The organism is Ruegeria sp. BHSB172, assembly GCF_059613165.1.
On record NZ_JBXWRZ010000052.1, the window covers coordinates 1 to 21,245 of the forward strand.

Annotated in this window: 17 protein-coding genes; 5 read left to right on the forward strand and 12 right to left on the reverse strand. The window is 61.3% G+C overall.

Translation table 11 applies throughout. From position 1 onward, the window contains the following. From AC2FM3_RS15975 to AC2FM3_RS16010, 8 genes are all read right to left on the reverse strand, one after another. A partial coding sequence (locus AC2FM3_RS15975) for an NAD(P)-binding protein (protein ID WP_496683725.1) occupies positions 1-394 on the reverse strand: 394 nt, incomplete at its 3' end. Then, a complete protein-coding gene (locus AC2FM3_RS15980) occupies positions 391-1,365 on the reverse strand; it encodes a lysylphosphatidylglycerol synthase transmembrane domain-containing protein (RefSeq protein ID WP_496683727.1) in 975 nt (324 codons plus the stop codon). The genes AC2FM3_RS15975 and AC2FM3_RS15980, both read right to left, overlap by 4 nt. A 1-nt stretch (position 1,366) precedes the next feature. Next, the gene (locus AC2FM3_RS15985; RefSeq protein WP_496683730.1) at positions 1,367-2,293 is read right to left on the reverse strand and encodes a glycosyltransferase family 2 protein; all 927 of its coding nucleotides are present in this window, start codon (positions 2,291-2,293) and stop codon (positions 1,367-1,369) included. A gap of 209 nt (positions 2,294-2,502) precedes the next feature. After that, positions 2,503-4,011: a PepSY-associated TM helix domain-containing protein gene (locus AC2FM3_RS15990; protein WP_496683733.1), complete on the reverse strand. Its 1,509-nt coding sequence runs from the start codon at positions 4,009-4,011 to the stop codon at positions 2,503-2,505. A 144-nt stretch (positions 4,012-4,155) separates the two neighbouring features. Continuing rightward, positions 4,156-5,652 carry an NAD(P)/FAD-dependent oxidoreductase gene (locus AC2FM3_RS15995; RefSeq protein WP_496683735.1) on the reverse strand — a complete coding sequence of 499 codons (1,497 nt, stop codon included), beginning with the start codon at positions 5,650-5,652 and terminating at the stop codon, positions 4,156-4,158. A 513-nt stretch (positions 5,653-6,165) separates the two neighbouring features. Beyond that, complete coding sequence (locus AC2FM3_RS16000; RefSeq protein ID WP_496683738.1) at positions 6,166-7,188, reverse strand: glycosyltransferase family 2 protein; 1,023 nt, start codon at positions 7,186-7,188, stop codon at positions 6,166-6,168. Next, positions 7,188-8,693, reverse strand: a complete 1,506-nt coding sequence (locus AC2FM3_RS16005) for a hypothetical protein (protein ID WP_496683740.1) — start codon at positions 8,691-8,693, stop codon at positions 7,188-7,190. Before AC2FM3_RS16005 ends, AC2FM3_RS16000 begins: the two co-directional genes overlap by 1 nt. Next, entirely contained in the window at positions 8,690-9,697 is a 1,008-nt protein-coding gene (locus tag AC2FM3_RS16010; RefSeq protein ID WP_496683743.1) for a UDP-glucuronic acid decarboxylase family protein, read from the reverse strand. Before AC2FM3_RS16010 ends, AC2FM3_RS16005 begins: the two co-directional genes overlap by 4 nt. A gap of 590 nt (positions 9,698-10,287) precedes the next feature. Between AC2FM3_RS16010 and AC2FM3_RS16015 the strand changes: the two genes are divergently transcribed. After that, positions 10,288-10,812, forward strand: coding sequence for a VPLPA-CTERM sorting domain-containing protein (locus AC2FM3_RS16015; RefSeq protein ID WP_496683746.1), 525 nt, complete (start codon positions 10,288-10,290; stop codon positions 10,810-10,812). Positions 10,813-10,881: 69 nt separating this feature from the next. Here AC2FM3_RS16015 and AC2FM3_RS16020 read toward each other — a convergent pair whose 3' ends face one another. From AC2FM3_RS16020 to AC2FM3_RS16035, 4 genes are read right to left on the reverse strand one after another with little or no spacing between them, the layout of a single operon-like run. Next, positions 10,882-11,766 (reverse strand): glycosyltransferase family 2 protein, encoded by an 885-nt coding sequence (locus AC2FM3_RS16020; RefSeq protein ID WP_496683749.1) that lies wholly within the window; start codon positions 11,764-11,766, stop codon positions 10,882-10,884. Continuing rightward, complete coding sequence (locus AC2FM3_RS16025) at positions 11,747-12,586, reverse strand: CpsD/CapB family tyrosine-protein kinase (protein WP_496683752.1); 840 nt, start codon at positions 12,584-12,586, stop codon at positions 11,747-11,749. Before AC2FM3_RS16025 ends, AC2FM3_RS16020 begins: the two co-directional genes overlap by 20 nt. 31 nt (positions 12,587-12,617) lie before the next feature. Beyond that, a complete protein-coding gene (locus AC2FM3_RS16030; protein WP_496683753.1) occupies positions 12,618-14,159 on the reverse strand; it encodes a GumC family protein in 1,542 nt (513 codons plus the stop codon). Position 14,160: 1 nt separating this feature from the next. Next, positions 14,161-15,018 carry an ExeA family protein gene (locus AC2FM3_RS16035; protein ID WP_496683756.1) on the reverse strand — a complete coding sequence of 286 codons (858 nt, stop codon included), beginning with the start codon at positions 15,016-15,018 and terminating at the stop codon, positions 14,161-14,163. 657 nt (positions 15,019-15,675) lie between these two features. Between AC2FM3_RS16035 and AC2FM3_RS16040 the strand changes: the two genes are divergently transcribed. The 4 genes from AC2FM3_RS16040 (at position 15,676) to AC2FM3_RS16055 (ending at position 21,110) form a co-directional block, all read left to right on the forward strand. Beyond that, positions 15,676-16,359 carry a sugar transferase gene (locus AC2FM3_RS16040; RefSeq protein ID WP_496683758.1) on the forward strand — a complete coding sequence of 228 codons (684 nt, stop codon included), beginning with the start codon at positions 15,676-15,678 and terminating at the stop codon, positions 16,357-16,359. 49 nt (positions 16,360-16,408) lie between these two features. Beyond that, positions 16,409-18,859 carry a tetratricopeptide repeat protein gene (locus AC2FM3_RS16045; RefSeq protein WP_496683761.1) on the forward strand — a complete coding sequence of 817 codons (2,451 nt, stop codon included), beginning with the start codon at positions 16,409-16,411 and terminating at the stop codon, positions 18,857-18,859. A gap of 88 nt (positions 18,860-18,947) precedes the next feature. Continuing rightward, the gene (locus AC2FM3_RS16050) at positions 18,948-19,574 is read left to right on the forward strand and encodes a polysaccharide biosynthesis/export family protein (protein ID WP_496683764.1); all 627 of its coding nucleotides are present in this window, start codon (positions 18,948-18,950) and stop codon (positions 19,572-19,574) included. 12 nt (positions 19,575-19,586) lie between these two features. Continuing rightward, positions 19,587-21,110, forward strand: coding sequence for a hypothetical protein (locus AC2FM3_RS16055; RefSeq protein WP_496683766.1), 1,524 nt, complete (start codon positions 19,587-19,589; stop codon positions 21,108-21,110). Positions 21,111-21,245 lie beyond the last annotated feature (135 nt).

Here is a 21,245-nt window from a genome sequence, read left to right on the forward strand (position 1 = left end):
GTTTCAGCACCATGTCGCCGATCAGCGAGAGGGCGAAGGGTTTGGGCAGACGCAACACCGCATCGGTCAGCTTGAGCGGAAAATGGATCCACTTGCCGCCGAGCCGGATGCGTCCATGGCGGGGGCGCAGCAGCAGATCATCGCCCAACAGGGTCTTCACGTCCTGCAGCACTTCGGGTTCGGCTGCGGGATGGAACCGGTGCGAGCCGTAGTCGCAGACCACGCCTTCGACCGGGAACGAGGCAGAGTTGCCGCCCGCCACCGAGGCCCGTTCGACGACGGTCACGCGCGCCTTGCCCGCCAGCGCATGGGCGGCCGCCAGGCCCGCCGGACCTGCGCCCAGGATGATGATATGGGGCTGATCGCCCGATCGGGGTTGGGAAACATCCGTCACTTGCACTCTTCCTTTCTCGAACGCGTGGGCGCAGCAAGACTCATCCCTGAGACCAACAGAACCAGCGCGCCGATTCCGCCCGCCGAAAACAGAACCACCTGCCAGACCAGCCCTGCGGCAACCACCGCTGGGGCGCTGACTCCAAAGGGCACGAGGAACCCGGCCAGCGTCGCCTCGCGTAGCCCGAGCCCGTTCAGGGACACAGGCAGAACCGCGATGATCTTGGCCAGGGGCCAGGCAAAGACCCACGCGCCGGCGTCCACCGAAACGCCCGCAGCCCGTGCCAGCCACCAGGCCAGAAGGACCAGCGAAAGTTGAATAAGAACCGAAGCCGAGAAGACGATGGCCAGAAGGCCGGGCCGGGCCGCAAACCCGGCTAGGGCATCGGCCAGCCTCAGGGCAAAGCTGCGCCCCGGCACGGCCGGGAAGGCGCGCCAGATCAGCGGTAGCAACCACGGCAGGGCGACCATTCCGACCATCACGGTCAGCACGATCACGGCCGCGGCCCCGATCGCCGTCGTCCCGGTCGCGCCGTCCCAGACCAGAACCAGACCCAGCCCGGACAGGGTCAGCAGGGCCACCATGTCGATCACCCTGTCCACCGTGGCCGTAGCAACCACTTGGGCCCCGTCGCGCATTGCGGCCTGCGCCATGGCTGCGCGTACGGTGTCGCCGCCGATCGCGCCTGGCAGGCACAGGTTGGCGGCAAGGCCGGCAAAATGGGCGCGGATCGCCAGCAGGGGCGAAATCCGACGATTCAACAACAGCCACCATTTCATCGCTGCGGCGACATGGGCCAGCAGGAACAGAACCAGTACGGCCAGAAACACGGGGGGCGGAATGGCCTTGAGCGCCGCCACGATCGCGTCAGCCGGCAAAAGCCAGAACAGACCGGCCAGCATCACGCCGGACCCGACCAGCCGGATCAACCAGCGGCGCGTGACCGGATCGGAGGGTAGCAGGCGCCCCATGTCACGGCCGCAGGTGGAGGCGCGAAATCATGTCGGCAATCAGCCCCAGCGACCAGATCATGATGGCCGCCAAAAACGAAAACACCGCGGTCTCGCTGAGGTTCCAGTAGAAGATGTCGACGATGAACTTGACCAACCCGAGCGTGAAGAAAGCCAGACCCAGCGGGATGAAAACGCGCAGCGGGTTGAACAGGGTACTGATGCGCAGGATCAGGATGATAAAGTTCAGAAAATCGATCGGACGGATCTTCGATTTGCCGATCCGCTTTCCGTACTCGATCGGAACATAGATCATCCGCTTGCCGTTCGACGTCATGCACAGCGTGATCGTGGTGGTGAACGAGAAATTCTGCGGCAGCAGCGGCAGGAACGGGATCAGCTCGGATTTGCGGAACACCCGCAGCCCGGAATTCAGGTCGTTGATCTTGCGCTCGGCCAGAAACGAGGCGAAGGCGAACAGGAATTTCTTGGCCGGCCGCCGCAGCAGCGGCACGTTTTTCATCGCGGCGCCCCGATCCCCGACCACCATGTCCTGATCGCGACACAGGGCCAGCATTTCAGGCAGGTAGCGCGCAGGGTAGGTGCCGTCGGCATCGAGGATCGCCACGTATTCATGCTGCGCCATGCGTACGCCGCGCTTGAGGCTGGCCCCATAGCCCGAATTGACGTCGTTGAAGGTGACGGTTGCCCCGCTGGCTTCGGCTTCGGCGCGGGTTCCGTCCTCGCTGGCATCATCCACCACGATGATCTCGTAGGGGATGTTCAGCGGCCCGAGATGCGCGCGAACGTCTTCCACGGTCGCGCGAACGGCGTTTTCCTCGTTGTAGGCCGGAATGACCACGCTCAGGCTCATGCCGGTGACATCCGGCGTGCCCGGCTCATCCGTGTTGGCGCGATCCGTGCCGATTGGTTCTGCAACTTTGTTCATGAAACCCAAAACCCTGACCTACTCAAAATCAATTCTGTTCATACTCACCCGGGGGGCGTCCATGAAAATGGTCGCGGCCGTCCCGGAAACTTCCCGCCTATGGCAATCCGACACCTGAGCACCGAGCGTATCGGCAAAACAGGGCGAAATTGGACCGTTTCCGCGCCTGGCCGCCATTTTTTCGTATTTTGCGCCCGATGCTCATCACCTCACCAGATCGGCGGCCCGAGGTGAAAGGTGACGACCGTTTCGCTGCCGTCCTCTTTTGCCAGATGCGCAATGATGTCGTTGGCCTGTTGCGCGGGGTTCAGTCTGAATCGCGCCTTGGCCGGGCCGTCGGCGGCGGCCTGAGGGCCGGTCACCTCGGGGGTCTGGCCGTTGACTTCGACCCGCGCGATCCTGAGCGCGGGGTCCCGCACGCGCAGTTCGACGTCGAGTGGCTTGCCGGCCCTCAGCGGGTCGCGCAGGATCAGCCGGGCGACCGGGGGCATTCCATCGGCCGGGGCGACGCGGCTGGTGCGATGGGCGCCGGGGCCGAAATTGTAGAGGCCGGCGGCCACGACCGCTGGCACCAGCAGAAGGTAGCCCCAGCGGAAGATGCCCAGCCCACGCCAGATCCGCCGCAGCGGACCATATTGCGCGGCCTCGGGGGCTAGCCGTGCGGCAAAAATCACGGCGCCGGTCACGGCCACGCCGGTTGCGATCAGCCCCATGACAAGCCACAGCACCCGCGAAAAGGCGCCCCCCCAGAACCCGTAGTGCAGCTCGTCGACGACGTTGCGCCAGCGTGCAAGGCTGGTGTTGTCATTCGGGGTGAAGGCGCCCGTGATCTCGAGCGTGGTGGGGTCCACCGCCACGGTGCTGAGCCCTCGAATATGCGGCATCGACGGCAGATATCCCACGAAGCGGAAGCTTTCGGTGGTCTTGCCAGGCAAAGTCACGCCCGTGGGTTCGAACCCCTGCAGGCCCGTGCGCGCGCGGGCCTCGGCCCGATCTAATAGATCGGGTGTGAATCCGGCGGGCAGCACGGTTTCCCGTGCGGCCGCTGGCTGTGGCTTGGGGCGGTGGCCGTCTATGCCGAAATCACCCAACAGAAAGATGAAGGCGGTGACACCGCTGATCAGCAGCAGGGGCGTGGCCCAAAGAGCGGTCAGCCGGTGCATTCCGCCGGCCCAAGGCCGCAGGCCGTTGGCCGTTGTGGGCCAGCGCAGAAACCCTTTCCAGAACCGCCGATAGGTGATCAGGCCGCTGACGATCTGGAACAGCAGGATGATCGAGGTCGCCGCCACCGCCTTGTAGACGATGCTCTGACCCGACAGCAGTTTGACATGGAGCTCGCGGAGGATTTTCTGAAACCCGGGATAGCCGGTGGTCTCGACAAGCGCGCCGGTGGCGGGATCGGTCCAGAAGACGACCTGTTCGCCCCAGCCGGTGCGGCCTTCGGCCCGGTCGACGAACCACGGGGTGGGACGCTTGGTGATGGTTTGAACGGTGCTGTGAGGATGCGCGTCCTTGATGCCCTTGTAGATCGCTCCAAAACTGGCCGTGCGGTCCTCTTCCGCGGCGGTGGTCCAGATTGCGGGGCGGGTCAGTGCCTGAATTTCATTGCCGAAGACAAGAATGGAACCTGTGAGGAACAGAAAGGCAAAGAAGATCGACAGATGCAGCCCCAGCCAGATGTGAAAGGTGAAAAGGCGGTTGCGTAATTTGCGGTTCATGGAACGGCCCGAAGGTGCACGGTATCAGAAAAGGAAAGGTCGTTAGCGGTGCCACTCGGGCCCAGAGCCTGGTTTGCACGGCATAGTCCTTGCCCGACCGGACTTTTTACAGGTCGGGCAAGGGGCAACCCGTTGGGTTGCAGTTCATTCCAGAACGGCGCCTTTGCCGACACGCTCGGCCCGGGCCGCCTGTCTTTTGGGTTTTGCCTCGAATTCCTCATGATAGGACCTCTCGACATTGACGTCCCACACGTCGTTGTTTTCTCCCAGGATGTTGCGGGCCGCATACATGGCCGACAGCATCGAGTGATCCTGGTTGTTGTAGCGGTGCAGCCCGTTGCGTCCCACCGTCTGGAAGTTTTCCAGCGTCTTCAGCCAGCTGCTGACGGTGTCCAGGGCGTCCTTGTATTCGCTGTCATAGACGGGATAGGCCTTTGGCTGCCGGATCACGGCGTGGTCAATCACGTCCGACGCCTTGGCCAGGCCCAGCTGCTCCAGCTCTTCGCTGGCCAGCTTCCTCAGGTCCTCGTCGCTGGACGACCAAAGCCCGTCGCCCTTCTGGCAGAAATATTCCATACCGATCGAGGCGGTATTCTGGTCGGGCAGCATTTCGGCCGACCAGGCGCGGAAGTTCTGAATGCGCCCGACCTTGACCTTGGGGCTGTGGATGTAGATCCAGTTGTCGGGAAACGGGTCGGCGTGGTTCAGCACCAGCGTCACGATCAGGAAATCCCGGTACTTCAGTCGGTCGGCGGCCTCGATCACCTCGGGCGGCGGCGGCGGGTCGAAGGCATGGATCAGGTCGCGCACGGCCATCGAATTGATGAACTCGTCGGCCTCGACCCGTTCGGTGGTTTTCTCACCTTTTTCGTTCCAGTGGCGGATGTCCACCGAAGTCACCCGGTTGCCTTCGCGGTTGACCCGGAACACCTCGGAATGGGTCTCGACCGAGCCGCCTTGTTCCCGGATCAGGTCGCGGGTCTTTTCCCACATCATGCCAGGGCCCAGGCGGGGGTATTGGAATTCCTCGATCAGGCTGGCCGTGTCATTGGCGCCCGAGATGGCGTTCCAGACAGCCTTGGGCAATGACAGGTTCTTGATCCGCTGCGCGGCCCAGTCGGCCCGGATCTCGGACGGGGGAATCCCCCAGACCTTCTTGGTGTAGCTGTGGAAGAAATGCATGTAGAGCCGGCCACCAAAGCGGTTGATCACCCATTCCTCGAACGTGTCTTCCTGCGGCTTCGGCCGGATCTTCCATTTGATGAAGCTGCCGATGATCTTGTAGGTCTCGTACGGGCCGATATTGCCGAGCGCGTTGAAGATGCGAAGCGGATAGTCATAGAACTTGCCGCGATAGAAAATCCGGCTCAGGCGCTGGACGGTGATGAAGTCATCCCCCATCACCTCGTGCCACATGTCTTCGACCTCGCGCACCTTGGTGAAGAACCTGTGCCCGCCGATGTCAAAGCGGTATCCGTTGTGGGTTTCGGTGCGCGAGATGCCGCCCACCATGTCTGAGGCCTCGTAGACCCGCGGGACATGCTTGTCGCTCAGTTTCTGAAGTTCGTATGCAGCGGTCAGACCTGCTGGTCCGCCACCGATGACGACGACCGGAACAGTATCGTTTTTCAATTCACTCACACCAAATCTCACACAAAATAGCTTGGGTCAGGCTACTAGAGGCTGCACCAACTTCGCAACAAATTCCTGTCACACGCTCGCTTCGTGATCCCAGGCCGCTCAAAAAGTGCCCGACGCGCGAAAGTTGCGCCGCGCGCCGCAAGCGATCAATGACCTGGTTCACATCTACCGGCCTCCACGCGATTTGGGCTCGCGGCTGCGCCGTCGAGGAGTTGCCGACGCGTTGCACCAAAGGCTGGACAGGCTGCAAACACTTGTTTTACCAGAAAACCATTCTCGCGGGGCGCATCGAAATCACACCGACTTCCGCAGTCTGTGTCCGGCGGGCGGGACGGCTGGCGCCGGCATGACCGCCGCAACGTCGAACGGTTCCAATACGCCCTATTTGAATATGTACCCAAGGTAAACAATGGCCCGTCTGCGGGGGGATTGTTTTGTTTCAGTGGCGCCCGGGGCAGGACTCACCTTCGGGGAGGGCGAATCTTGTGCGTGTTTCAGACCCGCACCGGCCGCTCAGTTCCGCCTGACCTGCAGTTTCTGACGCTGACCCAGAACGTGGTATTCGAACAGGCACCAGACATATACGGCCGCGGAGTAGACATAGTAGACTTGGTGATACAGCAGGCATTTGACGGCAAACCAAAGCCCACCATGCCCGGCCATTGTTCTGAACAGGTCCAGATTGATCGCGAAGGCGATACCCAGCAGGATCAGGGGGAGAGGCCAAAGGCCTGGCCAGAACGGCAGAATCAGAATGGACAGAATCAGCAGCCCCGCGACGGCCGCGCGCGCGCGCTCAGCCATGGAGGTGTTCAGATCGTCCGTCAGCCCCTCGCGCGAGATCATCAGGCGGGACCATGGCAGGGCCCGGCAGAAGATATCGGTGCTCAGGCTGTTGCGGATCGTCCAGATCTTTAGATGTTTTCCCTGCAGGCGCGGTTCGACCAGAATGCGGCGGCCGGATTCTGCGATGCGATAGCCCAATTCGATGTCCTCGATCGAGGGGATCTCGTAGGTCTTGACGTCAAAGCCGCCCACCTCGAGGAAGACGTCCCGGCGGATGGCGCCGCACCCGGCCCAGAACGTGCGTGCCTCGCGCCGGGCGCGCTGATGGTGATAGCGGTGCAGCAGGTTCTTGTAGCGCGAAAACCACGACTGCCCGTCCGGCGCGTCGTCATAGGATCCGAAAACCGCGCCGACATTGTCCTCGGACATGGCGCGGCGGATGTGTTCGGGGCCGTCCGGCCAGGCGATGACGTCGGAATCGACGAACCACAAGATGTCGCCCGTGGCCTGTTCGGCCGCCAGATTGCGCGCGGCGCCCGGCCCGCCATTGACCGGAGTCGTCAAGACCGTCGCCCCCATTTCGCGGGCCAGCGCGGCCGTGCCGTCCGGGGACTGGTCATCGACCACCAGAACCTCTTGGACCGTGCCGGCCTTCAACATCTCGATCAAAGGGGGCAGCACCCGGGGCAACAGGTGTTCGGCCCTGTAGGCGGGCATCACCACACTGATCGTCGGTTGGTCGTTTTGCATCATTCATCCTCGGTGGGCGTTCGTGGTCTGTAGCGTGGATTTCGCACCAGAACGAGCAGGGCGGCGGCGAAGGGCAGCAGCCACATGACCCGCGCCCCGTAACGGTCGGCTGGCTGGGAAACGCCGCCGCATACCAGCGCGTTTATGGCGATTCCGATCAACAGGAACAGCGTAAACACCCGGTAGGGCGCAGCGACCTGGGCAGGCCACAGCAGCAGAACGGCCACGATCGCCCCCGAGACCGCGTAGATCGCGAAGTGGACCCCCACCAGCGGGTCGATCCAGGTCTGGGATCGTTTCAGGGTCGTTTTGTCCAGGACGGCAAGCTGATCTTCGGACAGGCCCGAGAGCTTTTTGGCGTTGCGTATCGTGGCCGAGTTGGGGATCGTCATCGCCACGCTGTGCGTTCCAAGCTGTCTCAGGGCGTTCTTGCCCAATGCGGTTACCGTCGCGACGGGATAGGCGGACAGGACGAGCAGAAAGAACTGTCGCTGTTCCAAGGCGATGGCCTGCTGATCCTCGGGCGGCAACAACCGGAACGAGCCCAGCTGCGGGGACCGCTCGAAAATGATATGTGACGCGGTCAGGCGGTACGGATCATCCGACCATGTCAGGGCCTCGTGCAGGGCGCATGTCGCCAGGTCCGGCGCAGGGCAGACATCGTCCAGATAGGCCAGCCCCGGCCCGTCGACGATCAAGCGGGCGGTGATGTGGGGCGTATAGACCACGTCTTTGTGGGTGACGGTTTCGACGGCAACTTCGAAAGCTTTCCGTTCGGCGATCGCGAACACGGCAAGGCACGTCGCGAACCCGGCCGCCAGCCAGCGCCCCTGGCCGATCCGTAACGCGGCGGCCAGAACGACCAGAGGAACCATTAACACCGCGATGCCCAGATGCGACGGGTGCAGGACCGTAGAAAAGGTGCCGAGCGCCAGTGCTACCAGTGCCTCGGAAACGTGCATCCGGTGGCCTGCAGCCACCACGGCGGCGACAAGGATCAGCATGACCGGCGTGAAAATGTCGGGCATGACGTAGGCGACATAGAAGGGCAGCGACGTCGTCGAAGCGGCCAGCAGCGGAAGGCAGACTAACTGAGCGGTCGAACGTGCCGTCGGCGCGACGCGTCCAAGCATCCGCATCGCCAGCCAGACAGCCATCAGCACAAGGCCCAGTTGCAGCCACGCCAGACCGGCCAGCCATCCGACGCGCCAGAATGCGGCCACCAAAACGGCGTAGAAGATTGATCGCGATCCGCCCGCAGTCTGGTCGTCGTCAGCCTTGTGCCGGGTTTTCTGGGTTGCTCGGGTTGCGCTGTCCGGTTCACCCGCCGCCGGCAGGATCATCGACAGAACGACATTGCCCTGCCGCACATAGCTGCCGGTATCGAAATACACCAGCGGTCCGCGATTGATTGCAAGGATCGACAGACCGGCGGCGACGGTCACACCCAGCAACAGAAGGGTTATGGACCACCGCGGGCGCATTGCATCGTCAATCTGGGTCATGCCCCGCCGGCAGCGGTTTGGGGCGCTGCGGTGGCCAGGTGCCGGAAATAGGCGATCGTGGCCTCGAGGCCTTGCTCCAGGGGCACCTTGGGGGACCAGCCAAGTTGCTCTTTGGCACGGGTGATGTCGGGTTGACGTTGGATCGGGTCGTCTTGCGGCAGCGGGCGGAAATCCAGCCGGGATGTCGAGCCGGTCATGCGGATCACGGTTTCCGCCAAATCGCGGATGCTGAGTTCGACGGGGTTGCCCAGGTTGATCGGCCCGGTCACGTCTTTGGGGGATTCCATGAGGCGGATCAGCCCGTCGATCAGGTCGGACACGAAACAGAACGACCGGGTCTGACCGCCGTCGCCATAGACGGTGATCGGTTCTCCGGCCAGAGCCTGCATGATGAAATTGGACACCACCCGCCCGTCGTCTGGGTGCATGTGCGGGCCGTATGTATTGAATATGCGCGCCACCTTGATCGGCAGGCCGTGCTGCCGGTGGTAATCGAAGAACAGCGTTTCGGCACAGCGCTTGCCTTCGTCATAGCAGGAACGCGGCCCGATCGGGTTCACATGACCCACGTAGTCTTCGGTCTGCGGATGGATCTGGGGGTCGCCATAGACTTCGGATGTCGAGGCCTGCAGGATGGTGGCGCCGACCCGTTTGGCCAAGCCCAGCATGTTGATGGCACCATGCACCGCCGTTTTCGTTGTCTGCACCGGATCGTGCTGATAGTGGAACGGAGAGGCCGGGCAGGCCAGATTGTATATCTCGTCGACCTCGACATACAGCGGAAAGGTCACGTCGTGGCGCATGACCTCGAAGCGGGGGTTGTTCAGAAGATGACGCAGATTGCCGCGTCTCCCGGTAAAGAAATTGTCCACGCACAGGACCTCATGCCCCTGATCCAGCAATCGTGCGCACAAGTGCGATCCCAGGAAACCCGCGCCACCGGTGACGAGGATGCGTTTGGCAGTCAGGTGCAGGCCATCGGGGTCGAAATCAGCTGCGTTCATCAAAATACTCTTCAATAACCGACCGGCGCGCAGAATGTCGCCCCGGCCCAGGAAACCGTTCGGATACCTCCGGCGGTCAGGCACCCACACTCGTCATCTTCAGTATGGGCGAGGTTACACGAAGTTCTTGGGCCGACGAAGGACAAAAAAATGGTCCGAGACGCAATTCCGCGCTGCTGGTTCCGCCGACACCGGTCAGCGCAGTGGCGTGCAGACCGGTCCGAACCAATGAGGGCGGTCGGAACCGAGTGGTTGCAAAAACCTTATTCGCAAGGGGCCCGGGCGTTCCGCAGCTGCAGGCGCACAGCACTCATTTGCGACTTTGGGCAGTGTCCGCATCGGAACTTCTCGCCGAGGACGCGAAGCCGATTCGGGCCAGAAGGCGGAGGATGCAGTGTTGAGCAAAAGGAAACAAAGAGCCGCCCAATGGTTGATTTGGGGGTCAATTGTCGCCAAAAGCCAAAAAATTGCCACAATTATTAAAAAAGTTCTCGCAACAACAACGTGATGGTGTACCTTAGTTTCATCCAATCCACGGCCTGACATCTGTCCGGGTCTTTATGTGTTCAAGTATACGAGGGTGGGAATAGATGTTTAGAACTTTGAAAATGGTCGCGATCGCACTGGCCGCGTCCTTTGTAATGACCGGGACAGCCAAGGCCATCACGACTGTGAGTGCTGGCGGAAGCTATGACATCACCTCAGACAACCTGTTTGTCGGAACGGTGTCCACCACGGGTGGTCCGGGTGTTTATTCGGTGAACTTCACTACGCCGACCGCGCCGCTGCCTGGTAATGCACAGGCCTCGGTCACCGCGAAAATTCTGGGAACCTTCACCGGCCTGACCATGAGCTGGGTCGATGCGGCGACCAACACCGTGCTGAACTCGGCGGCGCTGGTATCGGGTGTTACCCGTCTGAATACCACTTTCCTGTCGACCGGCGCGCCGGGGCAGAACCTGGTCTTCAGCTGGGCGAACTCGTCGGGGACCACCAATGGCGGCGCCATCACCTTTGACTTCGACGTGGCCGCGGTTCCGCTGCCGGCCGGCGGGTTGCTGCTGTTGACGGCCTTGGGAGGTCTGGCGTTGACCCGTCGTCGCAAGGCGGCATGATCAAACGGTCATAATGATGATTATGTTAAAAGGGCTGCGCGATGCGGCCCTTTTTTCGTTTGGCCCGGCTCAGATCTCGAACCCTGCGGCCTGCCGCAACATCCAGACCATCCGCTGGCATCGCAGCCGATACAGGGTGCCGATGGCCGCACCGACTTCCCGGCCGGAGCCCAGCTTGTCGCTGGTCAGAACCTTCGGCGTATGCACCACCGCGCTGGCTGGCATGGCCAGCCCCCGCATCATCCAGCGCAATCGCGCCCGAATGGTGGTTCCGTTCAACTGAAAAGCCTCTTGAGTGGTTCGCCGCCATTTGGTCTTCAGCGCCGGCCAGTCTTGGCGCGACGGGTGGCTGACGCGGAACCTGTCCTCGTAGATCAGGCTGTACCCGTGCGAGACCGCCCGCATGGTCCATTCCCGATCCTCAGACACGCCGTTCGTGAAACCGCCGATCGCGTCGAACACGTCCCGTCGCGTCAGCAGGTTTCCGGCACCCGAGAAGCCCTGGACCTCGATGTAGCGGCGGAAGTTGAAGGCAAAAACAGCCTCGAATGCCTCGGCCCCGCTGCGCGGTGGCGGGGTTTCGTCAAACACGTCGACCCGCCCGCCGATCAGGTCGGCGGTGTCGGCGACCTGGCGTCCGACCGTCAGCCAGTCGGCGGCGGGAACGCAATCGGCATCCAGAAAGAACAGCCGCGGGGCGCTGGTTTCGGCCACGCCCCTGTTGCGGGCATGGGCGGCGCCTTTTTGCGTTTCGACCAGAAACCGAACCATCGGGAAAGCGCGCTGAATTGCGTCCAGCGACACCGACGAGGCATTGTCCACGACCACGATCTCGGTGCTGGTGGTGTCATTTTCCATCAGTGCCCGCAAACAGCGTTCGAGCCTGGGAAGGTCGTTGTAGTGGGGAATGATGACCGCGTTTTCGGGGGCCGCGTCAGTACGATCCGTATTCATTGCCGAAGGCCCCGCTGACATAGCGACACTTGGTCAGGACGATCCCCATGATCTTGGTCAATTCGGCCAGCTGGCGTTCCGCCACATCTATATGGTCGATGCTGGTTTCTTCGGCCGCAGCTAGCAGCAAAGCGCAATCGACGTTTCTGAGGAACCCGTGGCTGTCGTCGCTGACCATCAGCGGCGGCGTGTCGAATAGCATGATATCGGGCTGGTATTCGGATTCGATCCATTCCAGCAGCTCGATCGTCCTGCGGCTTTGCAGAATTTCGGCGGGATTGCGGGTCGGGCTGAAATTCAGTCCGAAAATCACGTTGTTGCCGTGCCGCCGCGCATGCTCCTGAAACGGTACCGAACCGGATATGATGTCCGCCATGTTGTGCGCGCCGCTCTGCCCCAACACGTCGGCCAGCCCACGGCGCCGTAGGTCGAAATCGATCACGACGGTGCGCAGATCTTCCTGCCGCCCCAGGCTGAAGGCAAGATTTGCGACCGCCGTGCTCTTGCCGCATCCGGCATAGGGCGACGTCAACGCAACCCGGCGCCAGCCATTGGACAGGATCTGTTGCAGCATCTTGGTGCGCAGCATGTCATAGGGCGCGGCGTCCGACCCGCCCTCCAACGACACCAGGCGGTTTTTGGAGGCGACGCGCGGGTTGATCTCGATGGCGGGTAGATCCGACCACAACGTTTCGACATTCGTCACCGAGGGCGCAACAGCCTGATCCGGGTCAAGCCGCAGCGGTTCCGCGGGCACGGTTCTTTGACGGCTTTCCCGTTCCTCTCGGGCCTTTTGAATCGCCTGTTGCAGACGGTCCATCACGCGCTCCCATCGCTGACTTGAACAGAACTCACCAATACACCTCCAGCTTGTCGATCACCTTTTCGGCAATCAGGTCGAGCGGTAAATAATACGTGTGAACCGACCAGACGGCGGCCGGCACGCTGCCCAAAATGGCCAGGATGACAACGGCCCAGGCCAGTCGCGCGCGAATGACCTCGCCGCGCGTGCGGACATAAGGGATTGTCGCGATCGGCCAGACCTGCAACTTGTTGATCAGGTCTTCGGGTCGGCGGACGGATTTGTTCAGCAGTTCCAGCAGAACGACCAGCCCGATCCCCAGGGCGATACCGAAGGCGGTTCCGCCGCCAGCGATCATCAGGCGGTCCGGCTTGGTCGGTGAACTGGGCGCGACCGGATATTCGATCACAGAAATCCGCTGCCCCTGCGAGGTTACCTCGATCCGCTCGCCGGTCGAGGCCGAGGCCAGCCGCGCCACCGCTGTGTTGTACTGTGCCTGGACGTTGTTGTAGTCGCGCTGAAGCTCGGCGAGGGTAATCGCATTCGCCGGGGTCTGGTCGATGGTCCGTGTCACCTCGGCCAGGCGCTTTTCGGCATCGGTTTTCTGATCTTCCAGAGACTCGATCTGCGAATCCAGTTGCGCCAGTTGCAGATCCAGAGTCGAGTTCCCGGTCTGCGCGCCCGATGTTGCGGCGCTGGTGGCCTGCTCCGCGGCTACGACCTCTTCCAGGCGGGCGATCCGCGCGCGCAGGATTTTGATCTTGGGGCTGTTTTCCGAATAGATGCCCAGGTCATTGTCCAGCTGATTGCGCAGCTGCGCCAACTGTTGCTGGGCCTGGGTCTGCGGTTGTTGTCCGATCGTCGAGATCTGACCGGTCGTGGCATAGATCTCCAGCAACTTTTCACGCTGGTTTCGCAGTGAGAAAAGTTGTTGATCAAGCTGCTGGATGTTGGTTTGCAGCGTCGCCTGCTGGGTCAGTCTGAACTGCAGGCTGGCCGGCAGCGAGTCCGAGTTTTCGTTCTGGAACTCGAGGATCTGCGCGCTGCGCCGGTCCAACTCATCACTCAGCCGATCCACCTCCTGTTCAAAGAATTCCAGCGTGTCCGAGGCTCGCTCCTTGCGGTAATTCACGTCGAGCTTCTGGATTTCCGTCAGATAGGCGTTCAGGACACCGGCCGCGACCCGACCGGAACGGGCCTCGAAGGTAATGGTCATCAGGTTGGCCTGATTGCGCCCGGTGGCGATCCGGATTCTGGTGTTGGCGCGCATCGTGTCGACGATCTGGTCCGGGCTTGCCTCGTCTTGATTGGGCAGAACGTCGAACTCCTCGGCGATGTCCAGAAGGATCGGACGGGTGAGCAGGCGCTGTTCGATGATCTGCAGTTGCTCGGCCGCCGTGGTGTTGACGGTGCTGGCCGCCAGATTGCCCGGAATCTGCGGGGATTCGACGATCAACCGCATCTGCGACACATAGGTGGGCGGCAGGGTGCGTGCGATGATGATCGACGCAGCGGATACGATCAGGGCAACGACGAGGAAATACGGCAGGCGCCGCAGAAAGATCGAGATGTAGTAGCGAACCGGGCCCATGTCAGTCTGTCAGCTCCTTCTCGAGTGAGTTCCCGCCAAAGAACACGCCGTCGTCGATCACTTGTTGCACTATGTTTTCATCCACGTTTCTGGTCTCGTTGGTCCAGGCGTACAGCAAGGTGAAGTCGCACAGCTGGTTCACAAGCCGGGGAACGCCACGGGTCTTTTCGAAGATCAGCTTGCAGGCCTCTTCGGTGAATTCGTCCCCGGTCCCCCCGGCGACCTTCATCCGATGCCGGATGTAGCTTTCGACCGACGGCGCATCCATCCGCTCCAAGTGAAAGCTCGCGGCCACCCGTTGGGTCAGCTGGCGCATCTTCGGGTCCAGCACCATGTCGCGCAATTCTGGTTGCCCCACCAAGACCAGCTGGATCAGTTCATCGGTGTTGGCATTGATGTTGGTCAACATCCGGATCTCTTCCAACCCTTCGACGGTCAGGTTCTGCGCCTCGTCGAATATCAGCACGACACGCCGGCCCTGCGCGTATTCGGAGACCAGGAATTCCTGCAGCGCCTGAAACAGCTGGACATAGGCCGCGTCCTTTTCAAACGGCAGGCCCAAGGCATGCATGACCCACTGGAGCAGCTCGCCCCGCCCGCCCTGAGCGTTCGAGATCAGCCCGACGGTGATCGACTCCTCCATGTCCTTCAGAAGATGCTGGATCAGCGTGGTCTTGCCGGCGCCGATCTCTCCGGTCAGAACGGTGATCGGCGCGCAGCTCATGATTCCGAACTGCAAGATCGAATAGCCGCGTTTGTGCAGCGGCGACCAGTACATGAAACCGGGATCGGGCAGCAGAGTGAATGGCCGCTGGTCTAGGCCGAAATAATCCAGATAGAACCCGTCGCTGGATGACATGGCACCTCGGTCGCCTTCCGACTTGTCGAAAAAAATCCTGGCTCTCCAGAGATTACCCAAACTTGCACCCTGAACCACAGGTAAATCCTAACAAAATAACGAGAAGCCACTATATCGGCCCTCAACATGCACGTCATTGTGCCACAACATCAAGATAGAGAGCATCCCCCATATCTCCAGAGTGACACATTAACCCGCCCAGAAGGTGCAATGGAAACATTTTTAGGTGATTGTTTCCGTCAGGCCATCGCGCGCAAGCCGGTGCAACGCAGAATCAACGGGCGGGCCCGCAAAGCCAAATCGGGGCATTATCGGGATTAAAGGCGCCCATGCGGCTGCATTGATCCCGAATCATGCACAATGGACGGATGTTTTCTGACCGGGCGACCCGTGCGCTTCGCCACGCCATGCCGTTGAAATTCCGTGCGCTTCCCACTCAAACAGTGCGGTCCGAGCCCATTAATGTTTTGCAAGCCCTTAAGAATTTGTTAGTCTTTTGGACGCAGGCGTTCATCAATTCATGTGAACAATGAAGAAAGGGTGAAGCGTCCCATTTGTATGAAAAAAATTTGAATAGCGCTTTGAGGTCGTGCGAGTAGTTGGTTCCTGAGTGTGTGATTGAGTGTAGGTGTCCGTTGTGTGCTGGGGGTTTAAATAGTGACAATCCATTCTAAGGAGGTAGCCGGGACTGGTTACCGCAGAGTTCCGGTATTGCCGGCCGCAAATCGGTGTTCCGGTTTTTATGGTCGCTTCGGAAAGCGAGCCTTTGACATTGTATTCGTGATCGCTGCCGCGCCCATCGTCGTGCCGCTGGTGGTGGTTTTCTCGGTGCTGCTGGCCTTTCAGGGCGCACAGCCCTTCTATCGTCAAAAGCGTGTCGGCCAAAATGGCAAGACCTTCCACCTGCTGAAGCTTCGCACGATGGTGAAGGACGCCGAAACCGTCCTCGAGGCGCATCTGGCAGCCAACCCTGACGCACGTGCCGAATGGGAGCGCAATCAGAAACTCACAGACGACCCCCGGATCATCCGCTTGGGTTCCTTCTTGCGCAAGTCGTCGCTGGATGAACTGCCGCAGTTCTGGAACGTGCTGGTTGGCGAGATGTCCCTGGTCGGACCGCGACCTATGATGGTCAAGCAGCAAAGCATGTACCCCGGGCACCTGTATTATGTGATGCGGCCGGGCATCACCGGCCGGTGGCAGGTATCCGAGCGCAACCAGTCCTCATTCGCCGAGCGGGCGCATCACGATTCGGAATACTGGAAAACGATGTCCTTCGGCACCGATCTTTCGATCATGTTCAAAACGCTCTTCGTGGTCCTTCGCGGCACCGGCTGTTGAGAATGGCCCGGCATCAGGCAGCGACGCTGGCAGTTGCAGGAGTGACGTGATGAACGCAATCGGAAACCTTCTTGGCAGGACCTTCGCGGCATTCCTGCTGACTGCCGCGCTTTTCCTCAGCGCCTGCGACACGGCGGAAGAACGGGCCGAGGCGCATTATCAGGCCGGTCTTGCCCATCTCGAGAACGGCGACGTCGAGCGCGCGCTGATCGAGTTCAAGAACGTTTTCAAACTGAACGGACAACATAAAGAAGCGCGGTTGACCTTCGCCCGGCTCGAGCGCGAACGCGGCAACGTGCCACTGGCCTATCGCCAGTATCTGCTGTTGGTGGAACAGTATCCTGACAACCTCGAAGGCAATCGGGCCTTGGCGGAAATGGCGTTGGAACAGGGGCTGTGGGAAGATCTGCGGCGCTATGTCACCAAGGCCGCACAGTTGGCCCCGGAAGAGGCCGAGATAGCGTCGTTGCAGAACACGCTGGCCTATACCGACGCGGTGCGGGATGGCAACGATGCCGGCGTCGGACAGTCCGTCGCTGCGGCGCGCGCAATGCTGAATGACCGCCCCGACATGATGACGGCTCGGCACGTGGTGATCGATCATCTCGTGCGCGCCCAGGATTGGTATGATGTGATCGACCAAGTGGATGCCGCATTGGCTTTTGCGCCGACCGAGGGGAACCTTTACACGATCCGGCTCCACGCTCTTCAGCAGCTGGGCAAGACGGGCGAGATCGAAAAGCAGCTGCGCCAGATGATCGACGTCTTCCCCGGCGATCAGGGCGTCGAGCAGATGCTGGTAGAACATTTCATCGATCAGCGCCGTTTGGACGATGCCGAAGAGATCCTGCGGGCCAAGGCGGATCCGCTGTCCGAAGACTATTTTCCCGTTCAGCGTCTGATTGCCTTTCTGACCGAGCATCGCGGCCATGATGCCGCCATCGCGGAAATGACCCGGACCATCGCGGCGGGCGGGCCGAATGCCGCGCGATACCGAATGATGCGTGCCGCGCTGCGGTTCCAGTCGGGCGATACCGATGGGGCGCTGTCCGAGATGCGCGCCTTGCTGGATGGTGCTCCGCGCACGGCGCAGACACGTGAGAACGAGGTGGAGTTCGCGCGGATGCTGATTCTGTCCGGCCATCGGGAAGAAGGCCGCGCCGTGATCGAACGCGTCCTGAGCGAAGACCCGACCCAGACCGAGGCCGTCAAGCTCAAGGCGGCGTGGCTGATCGAGGATGACGCCATTGGAGACGCGATCCTGCTGTTGCGCGCGGCGCTCGAGACGAACGCACGCGACCCGCAGCTCGTGACCTTGATGGCTCAGGCGCATGACCGAAACGGCGACCGCAACCTGAAGGGCGAAATGCTGGCGCTTGCGGTCGAGTTGTCCGGCAACGCGCCGACCGAAACCCTGAACTATGCCCTGCACCTGATCGAAGAGAACAATCTGAAGATCGCCGAAAGTGTCCTGATCGACGCGTTGCGCAAGGCCCCGACCGACCCTCGGCTTCTGTTGACGTTGGGCGATGTTTATGTCGCCTTGCAGGACTGGCCCCGGCTTGACTCCGTGCTGCAGGCGCTCGACCCGCTGGATGATCCCGATACACGCCGCAAAACCAGCGAGCTGAAGGCGCGGATGATGGAAGGGCAGAACCGCACCGGCGATCTGGCGGCGTTTCTGGGCGAACTGGCGGAAGACCCAGAATTCGGATTGCCAGCCGATCTCGCCCTGATCCGTCTGATGGTGGTTCAAAACGACTTTGCCGGAGCCGAAGCCCGCCTGGATTCCCTGCTGGCTGAGGCGCCGGAGTCGAACATCCTGCGGATCGTCAAGGCGCATGTGCTCGAAAAGAAGGGAGAGCCGGAAGCGGCCGCGCGGCTGTACCGCGCAATCGTGGCCGATGACCCGGAATCGGCGCGGGCCTGGCTGGGGCTGATCGCGTTGCAAAAACGCCATGAAGATCCGCAGCAGGTCCGGGCCACGGTGCAGCAAGCACTGACCGCCTTGCCCGACAACGCGGACCTGCTGATGTTGCAGGCCGAAGGCTATGAGTGGGCCGGCGAATGGGAAGCGGCGATTGCAGCATATGAAAAGGCTTATACCGCTAGCAACCGCTCGCCGGTCGTGGCGAACAATCTGGCCAGCCTTTTGACGACCCGCCGCGATGACGACGAAAGCCTGCAGCGGGCGCAAGTTCTTGTGCGGAGCCTGCGTGGCAGCCGCGTTCCGGCCTTTCAGGACACATATGGCTGGGTCGCCTATCGCTTGGGCAACTATGACGAGGCGCTGACATATCTGGAAAGTGCGGCAAAGGGGTTGCCGGATCATCCCGTGGTCCTGCAGCATCTGGGCAAAGCCTATGAGGCCGTCGGGCGTAGAGAGGACGCCCTGCGTGTCTATCAGGCTGCGCAATCGAGGGAAGCGGCCCCGGATGTGGTGACAAACATCGAAGCCGAGATCGAACGGCTGCAGATCGAGTTGAGCGGCGGTCAATAGAAGGTCCGCGGCAATTCTGCCGCACCGATCCCGTTTGCTGCGTCAGGCCGATTGTGACGAATGGAGAAAATGGGCATACTTTGGGAAAATGAGAGAATTGAACATGCGGACAGTCATCGGATCATTGATCACCTTCGTGACGGCCTTGGTGCTGTCGACCGGCGCCTTCGCGCAGGGTTCCTATCAGATCCAGCCGGGAGATGCGCTCAAAATCGAGGTTCTCGAGGACCCGACCCTGAACCGAACCGTGCTGGTTCTGCCTGACGGCTCCATCAACTTCCCGCTTGCGGGAACGATCCGGGCGGCCGGCAAGTCGACCAGCGGGTTGCAGACCGCGCTGGCGTCGGCACTGGCGAACAACTTCAACACGCCTCCGACCGTCTATGCGTCGATCGCAGCCCTTGCGGCCCCGGCCCTTCCCGGCCTGACGCCGACAGGGCCAACGATCGACGTCTTCGTCATGGGCGAGGTCAACATTCCCGGAAAGCTTCCGGCGACGGAAGGCACGACAATTCTTCAGGTTCTGGCTCAGGCCGGCGGCCTGACCAACTTCGCGGCCCGCAAACGCATCGAATTGCGACGGGTGGACAGCAAAACAGGCGTGATGAACAAATACCTCTACAACTATGATGGCGCGGGCGGTGGCATTCAGGGCAATACGGTGCTCAAACCCGGAGACGTCGTGGTCGTACCCTCGCGCCGCTTGTTCGAATAGGGGCAGATACAGGTGGGGAAATTCAGGAAGAGGCAGGGCCTGACGCTTTTGGGCAGCGTCGCTTTCGTGGCGGCAGTGTCGCCCGCCACGGGCCAACAGGTGTCGGGGCAGCAGACAACGACGCAGCCGGCCACCACGCAGCAAGCGCCCAGCCAGCAGCTGATCGTGCAGCAGGCGCAGCGCAACCCTGCGCGACGGGTGGGCCAAGCCGCAGGTGCAGCGGGTACCGGCACCGGTCTAACCGTGACGCTGGACTATCTGTCGTCGCTGCGGCACGACGACAACCTGCGTCTGACGGATCCATCTTTGGGCTCGACCACCTGGTGGGAGAATACGCTGGCCCTGGGGATTCTGAACCAGACTCCGAACTCGACCCTGCAATTCGACCTGTCGGGGCTGTATCGCATCGCGGACGAGCCGATCATCGGGACCGATGGCAGCTTTTCCGACCCGTTTACCCAGCTGAACTATCAGCGCAGAAACGCCAACAGCAACTTCAGTCTGCTGGCTTCGTATCGCGAACGGGATCTGGCCTTCAACCGGTCGCTGACCGACGTCAACCTTGATGGGGTGATCGATGCTGCCGATGTCATCGGCACGATCGGCGATCAGGTCGATACCCGCGGCAATCTGAATTGGCAGACGGGACTGAACGACCCCCTTGGGTTCCGGTTTTCCTACAACTATCGTGAACGCAGCTATTCCAACACCATCGATCCAGGACTGTTCGACAACAACGCCAATGACTTCTTCGGAAGCGTGCTGATGCGGATCTCGCCGGTCTTGCAGACCAACGTCAGCCTGAACTACCGCGAATTCCAGGCCGATGACGCCGTGCAGACGGATCGCAACACCACTGTTCTGTCAACTGGCGCCACTTATGATGTTTCGGCCACCACGACCGTCAGTGCGAATATCGGCTACAGCAAGGTTGACGACACCCAGCGCGTTTCGAACACCAGCAACGTGACCGAGGATTTCGTCTGGGACTTTTCCTGGAACAAGACGCTGCCGGACGGGTCAGCCGATATTCTGATCGACCAGACCTTCGGCGTGAACGGCTCGCGCATCAATGCGACCTTCGGGCGTGATTTCCAGCGGGCCAACGGGACTTTTGGGTTTGATATCGGATTCACCCGAGGACCGTTCGACGAGGTGACGCCGATCGGACAACTGGACTATAGCTACAGGTTGGCCAGTTCTCGGATCGGGGCAACCATCCAGCGCCGGGTCGGCACCAGCACACAGAGTGTGGAAACGCGGCAGACGCTGGCTTTTCTGACCTATGACTACATCATCAATCCGGTGTCGGCCCTGTCGTTCAGCGTGAATTTCATCGACCAGGAAAACGAAGGGTCAGGCCCTAAAAATCCGCGCCAGCGTAGTGTGTTCAACGCCTCCTATTCCCGTGCGATCACCCGGGACTGGGCGGTCAACATGGGTTATCAGTACGAATACGACGACCAGAACGGGTTCCGGGCAACATCCAACGGCGTGTTCGTGACACTGGGGCGGCGGTTCACCCTCAAGCCGTGATCGGCGCGATGCGTCGCAGGTGGCGATCACGATTTCGGGATTTCGATCTGCGAGGATGCTTGCGCCGCGGTTTCGATGCAATATGAGGGTTGATGCAACAGCTTGAGTCGAAATCCGGTCAGTCCGGCGGACCTC